1 protein-coding gene is annotated in these 262 nt (G+C 68.7%); it reads right to left on the bottom strand.

What is annotated here, in order from left to right:
- On the bottom strand, window positions 1-262 hold a 262-nt coding region (locus L9G74_RS24315), incomplete at both ends, for a C97 family peptidase (protein ID WP_238898704.1).

A 262-nucleotide genomic window follows, 5' to 3' on the forward strand; every position in this document is an offset into this window, starting at 1 on the left:
GAGGGGGCCCATGGGGCTGGACATGACCTCGGCGGGGAGGTTGAGGATGTAGTCGGGGATGCCGGCGCCGACGAGGAATTGCGCCACCTCGTTGCTGAAGTTGTTGCAGTTGTGGCTGAGCAGCCGGTACGTCTCCGCCGTGTACCGCGGCGAGATGTCGCGGAGGTAGTCCTCGAACACCTCCCGCGGGATGTGCGTCTCGCCCATCTCCACCACCCGCACCGGCCGCCCGTACGGCGTCCTCCCCGCCGCCAGCGACTGG

The sequence above is a fragment of the Shewanella electrica genome (genome assembly GCF_022321485.1).
GTDB classification, from domain to species: Bacteria; Pseudomonadota; Gammaproteobacteria; order Enterobacterales; family Shewanellaceae; genus Shewanella; species Shewanella electrica.